3 protein-coding genes and 1 pseudogene are annotated in these 4,986 nt (G+C 71.4%); all 4 read right to left on the bottom strand.

Annotated elements, in window-relative coordinates; genetic code table 11:
• Positions 1-223: 223 nt before the first annotated feature.
• Positions 224-928, bottom strand: coding sequence for a class III extradiol dioxygenase subunit B-like domain-containing protein (locus JAO81_RS04515; RefSeq protein ID WP_199546424.1), 705 nt, complete (start codon positions 926-928; stop codon positions 224-226).
• Positions 929-1,542: 614 nt separating this feature from the next.
• Positions 1,543-3,036: pseudogene (miaB, locus tag JAO81_RS04510) on the bottom strand (tRNA (N6-isopentenyl adenosine(37)-C2)-methylthiotransferase MiaB); the annotation flags it as partial.
• Positions 3,037-3,273: 237 nt separating this feature from the next.
• Positions 3,274-4,209, bottom strand: a complete 936-nt coding sequence (locus JAO81_RS04505) for an amino acid ABC transporter permease (RefSeq protein ID WP_199546423.1) — start codon at positions 4,207-4,209, stop codon at positions 3,274-3,276.
• Positions 4,206-4,874, bottom strand: coding sequence for an amino acid ABC transporter permease (locus JAO81_RS04500; RefSeq protein ID WP_199546422.1), 669 nt, complete (start codon positions 4,872-4,874; stop codon positions 4,206-4,208). Before JAO81_RS04500 ends, JAO81_RS04505 begins: the two co-directional genes overlap by 4 nt.
• Between the last annotated feature and the right edge of the window lie 112 nt (positions 4,875-4,986).

Raw genomic sequence — 4,986 nt, 5'->3', positions numbered from 1 at the left:
CCCCCCCCCCGGGGGGGCGCCGCCGAGCGCCCGGGGGGGCCCCCCCCCCCCGGCCCCCGTCGACGCATGCGGCGGGTGTGTCAGGGCTGAAGCCGGCCGGTCAGGGCCGGGGTCAGAAGCCGGCCGGCCAGGGACTAGGTCCGGTCAGAAGCCGGCCGGCCGGGACCAGGCCAGAAGTCCGGCCGGTCAGGACCAGGCCGCGACCAGGCCAGAAACCGGCCGGTCAGGACCAGGCCGCGACCAGGTAACCCACGCCGTAGGGCGCCTCGTCGTACAGCAGCGTGCCGCTCAGGTCCGCGCCCTCGGCCGCACCGGCAAGCACCTGCCAGGGGGCCCGGCCGGCCGCCTTGAGCTCGTACGCGAGCTCCGCGTCCAGCGCCTTGAGTGCGGGCAGGTCCGCCGCCCCCAGGGCGCGGGCCACCTCGGCGTCGAAGGGCTCGGCGCGCTCGTCCAGGTAACCGGGCGCCTTCAGGGTCCGGCAGGCGCTCGCGTCGCCCATGACGAGCAGCGCCACGCGCTCGGCCTGGACGGCCAGTTCGGATCCGACCTCGAAGCAGCGCTCGGGCGCGAGCGGCTCGCCGACGCCGAGCCCTTCGACCGGCCCGGCCCATTGCCCCCGCTCCAGAAGCCAGGCGGCCACGGCGAGCGAGACCGGCAGGTCCCCCTCCCTGGCCTCCCCGCTCCCCAGCTGTACGGCGACGTCCACACCGAAGCCCTGGAAGCTCCCGGTCGCCCCCGGCGGAGGCGGCCCCCGCGCCCTCTCCTGGGCCGGCCCGCCGACGATCAGCCGGTGGGGCCGGGCAGCGGCGAGCACTCCGATCGCATCCGCGCAGGCGGCACGGGCGGCATCGAGCTCAGCGGCCGCTCCTGCGGCCACGGCGGGTACCAGGAGCGGCGGACAGGGGCAGACGGCTGCGGCGACGAGCATGATCGGCAGGGTACCGGGCGCGCGCACCCGGGTGGGCGTCCCCCTGGACCGGGCGGACGGACAAGCCCGGCCGGGAGCGGACGGCTCAGCCCGCGCCGCCGCCCCACCACTTCCCGCCGCCGCGCTGCGCCCGCTTCGCCGCCTTCTCGGCGGCCTTGCGGGCCGCTCGCTCCTCGGCCTCCGCGCGCCGCAGGGCCTGGCGTTCCTCGGACTCTGCAGCGCGCTGCGCCGCGGCCGCCTTCTCCGCCTGGACGCTGTCGTACAGCAGCTCCCCCACCGAGAAGCGGCAGCCGTAGTTCCGCATCGAGCCCTCGCTGACGAGCAGGAAGCCCTCGTCCGTGCGGTAGAGGCGGGTGGCCGAAGGGTTCATCGGGTGCTGCGGCACATAGCCGCGGGCCCGCTTCTCCAGCTCTGCGAGCGCCTCTTCCCGCGTGCCCTCGACGTGGTCGAGCACATTGGCCGCGTACGCCTTGCGCTCGCCCATCCCGTCGGTCTCCTCGACGATCAGGCCCCACCACGTGCTCATACGGTCCCCCCGTAGTCATCAGCGATCGGCGACCGGCCGTGCCCGTGGGCTGACCCCCGCCCCCCGAACACCAGCAGCTTTCAGTCCAGTCGCAGCCGCAGCCCGAACCCACAGGCGCGGGCGACGCGGCGGGGGCGCCGATCGTCGGCAGGCCCAGCATCACGCCCGCGGTGGCCGGCGCGGGGGCGGCGTTGCGCTTCTCCCATGCGTCGCCCGCTCGCGTACGGCGGACCGCGAGGACCTGGCCCTCGGCGAGGAGGTGGTGCGGGGCCGCGTACGTGATCTCGACCGTCACCACGTCGCCGGGGCGCACCTCTTCGTCCGGCTTCGTGAAGTGGACGAGACGGTTGTCGGGCGCGCGGCCCGAAAGACGGTGCGTGGAGTCGTCCTTGCGGCCCTCGCCCTCCGCGACCATGAGGTCGAGGGTGCGGCCGACCTGCTTCTTGTTCTCGTCCCAGGAGATCTCCTCCTGGAGCGCGACCAGGCGCATGTAGCGCTCCTGGACGACCTCCTTCGGGATCTGGCCCTCCATGTCGGCGGCCGGGGTCCCGGGGCGCTTGGAGTACTGGAACGTGAACGCGTTCGTGAAGCGCGCCTCGCGGACGACGTGCATGGTCTGCTCGAAGTCCTCCTCGGTCTCCCCGGGGAAGCCGACGATGATGTCGGTCGAGATCGCGGCGTCCGGCATGGCGGCGCGCACCTTCTCGATGATCCCGAGGAAGCGCTCCTGGCGGTACGAGCGGCGCATCGCCTTGAGGATCGTGTCCGAGCCCGACTGCAGCGGCATGTGCAGCTGCGGCATGACGTTCGGGGTCTCGGCCATCGCCGCGATCACGTCGTCCGTGAAGTCACGCGGGTGCGGCGAAGTGAAGCGGACGCGCTCCAGGCCCTCGATCTCGCCGCAGGCGCGGAGGAGCTTGCTGAAGGCCTCGCGGTCGCCGAGGTCGGAACCGTAGGCGTTGACGTTCTGGCCGAGCAGGGTGATCTCCGAGACGCCCTCGGCGACCAGGGCCTCCACCTCGGCGAGGATGTCGCCGGGCCGGCGGTCCTCCTCCTTGCCGCGCAGGGCGGGGACGATGCAGAAGGTGCAGGTGTTGTTGCAGCCGACGGAGATCGACACCCACGCCGCGTACGCGCTCTCGCGCCGGGTCGGCAGCGTGGACGGGAAGGCCTCGAGCGACTCGGCGATCTCGACCTGGGCCTCTTCCTGGATCCGCGCCCGCTCGAGCAGCGCCGGCAGCTTGCCGATGTTGTGCGTGCCGAAGACCACGTCGACCCAGGGGGCCCGCTGCACGATGGTGTCGCGGTCCTTCTGCGCGAGGCAGCCGCCGACGGCGATCTGCATGCCGGGACGCGTGGTCTTACGGGGAGCGAGGCGGCCGAGGTTGCCGTACAGCTTGTTGTCGGCGTTCTCCCGTACCGCGCAGGTGTTGAACACGACGACATCCGCGTCGCCGTCGGCGCCCTCCGGCGCGCGGACGTAACCGGCGTCCTCCAGGAGCCCGGAGAGCCGCTCGCTGTCGTGGACGTTCATCTGACAGCCGTAGGTCTTCACTTCGTACGTGCGCGGGGTTGCCGACATGCCAGAGATCAGTCCAAACGAGGGTCTACGGGGCCCGGAGCCGGGTCCGGACAGGTCCGGAGCCGGGGCCGGAGGGGTCCGGGGGCTGCAGGGGCCGTCGTCTGCGGACGGCGGCCGGTCATCCAGTTTACGAGGCCGGGCGAGCGGGCTGGTCCTCGGCGGGAAAGGCCCGTGCATGCGCGGAGGGCAACGGTGTGATCACCGTTGCCCTCCGCGCATTCAGTACGTGCCTGGCGGCTATGTACCCCCGCCGCCGCCGCTGCCATCGCCGAACGATCCGCGCACGCCACCTGCGGTCAGGTGTGCTGCCGGAGGTTCCTCGCCTGTCGCGGCGCCCAGCACCGCACCCGTGCTCTTCTTGGCCCGCCGCAGCCGCTTCTCCAGCCACGCCGCGAACGAGGTCAGCGCGAAGTTGAGCGCCACGAAGATCAACGCGATCACGATGAAGGTGGGGATCGGGTTGCCGAAGAACCCCGAGATGGTCTTCCGGGAGTTCAGGAGCTCGGTGAAGTTCAGCATCACGCCGCCGAGCGCGGTGTCCTTGAGGATCACCACGAGCTGGCTGACGATCGCCGGCAGCATCGCCGTCACGGCCTGCGGCAGCAGCACGGACCGCATGACCTGGCCCTTGCGCAGACCGATGGCCTTGGCCGCCTCGGTCTGCCCCTTGGGCAGGGACAGGATGCCCGCCCGGACGATCTCGGCGAGGACGGAAGCGTTGTACAGAACCAGGCCGGTGACCACCGCGTAGAGCGGACGGACCTCGGAACTGATGGTCAGCGACCAATACTGCGAGAAGTACTCGTTGGCGAACACCATCAGGATCAGGACCGGGATCGCGCGGAAGAGCTCCACGATGAACGTGGCGGGAGCCCGCACCCAGCGGTGATCGGAGAGCCGGGCTATGCCGAGCACGGCGCCGAGCGGCAGGGCGATCACCATCGCCAGGGCGGCGGCCTTGAGCGTGTTGGCCAGCGCCGGCAGCAGGTAGGTCGTCCACACATCGGCGGTGAGGAAGGGCTCCCACTTCGCCCACACCCACTGGTCCGTGTCGCCCATGAGCTTGATCGCCCACCAGGCGACCAGGGCGAAAAGGACCACGAAGACTGCCGAGAAGATGAGGTTGCGCCGCTTGGCCTTGGGGCCGGGGATGTCGTACAGAACCGAGCTCATCGCTTCACCGCCACGCGCTTGCCGAACCAGCCGAGGAGAAGACCCGTCGGCAGGGTGAGAATCACGAATCCGAGCGCGAAGATCGCGACGGTCGCATAGAGCTGCGCCTCGGTCTCGACGATCTCCTTCATGAGGAGGCCGGCCTCTGCCACACCGATCGCGGCAGCGATCGTGGTGTTCTTCGTCAGGGCGATGAGGACGTTGGTCAGCGGGGCCACCACCGAACGGAACGCCTGGGGCAGCACCACCAGGGTCAGCACCTGGGTGAAGTTCAGACCGATGGCGCGAGCCGCCTCGGCCTGCCCCACCGGAACGGTGTTGATGCCGGAGCGCAGCGCCTCGCAGACGAATGCGGCGTGGTAGACGATCAGGCCGAGCACCGCGAGACGGAAGCCCTGGGCCTTCAGGTCGTCGGGGGCGCCCAGCGTGATGTGGAAGGTGTCGGCGAGGCCGAGCGAGGTGAAGACGATGATGACGGTCAGCGGGATGTTCCGCACCACGTTCACGTAGACGGTCCCGAAGCCGCGCATCAGCGGAACCGGGCTGACACGCATGGCGGCAAGGAGCGTGCCCCACACCAGGGACCCGATGCCGGAGAAGACGGTCAGCTGCACCGTCGTCCAGAACGACCCGAGCAGGTCGTAGCCTTCAAGAAAGTCGAACACGATCTCCCGCGCTTCCGCGTGTCGTTGGCCGGGCGGGGGACCCCGGGCGGGGGTTTCCCAAGCCGGGGGGGCGGCGGGGGCAAGGCGCGGGGGCGGGGGGCGGGGGGGGGGG

The sequence above is a fragment of the Streptomyces sp. N35 genome, from assembly GCF_016464295.1.
In the GTDB taxonomy this organism is placed as follows: Bacteria; Actinomycetota; Actinomycetes; order Streptomycetales; family Streptomycetaceae; genus Streptomyces.
Note: the sequence above shows the minus strand (reverse complement) of the source record. Positions and strands in the feature narration are given on the sequence as shown.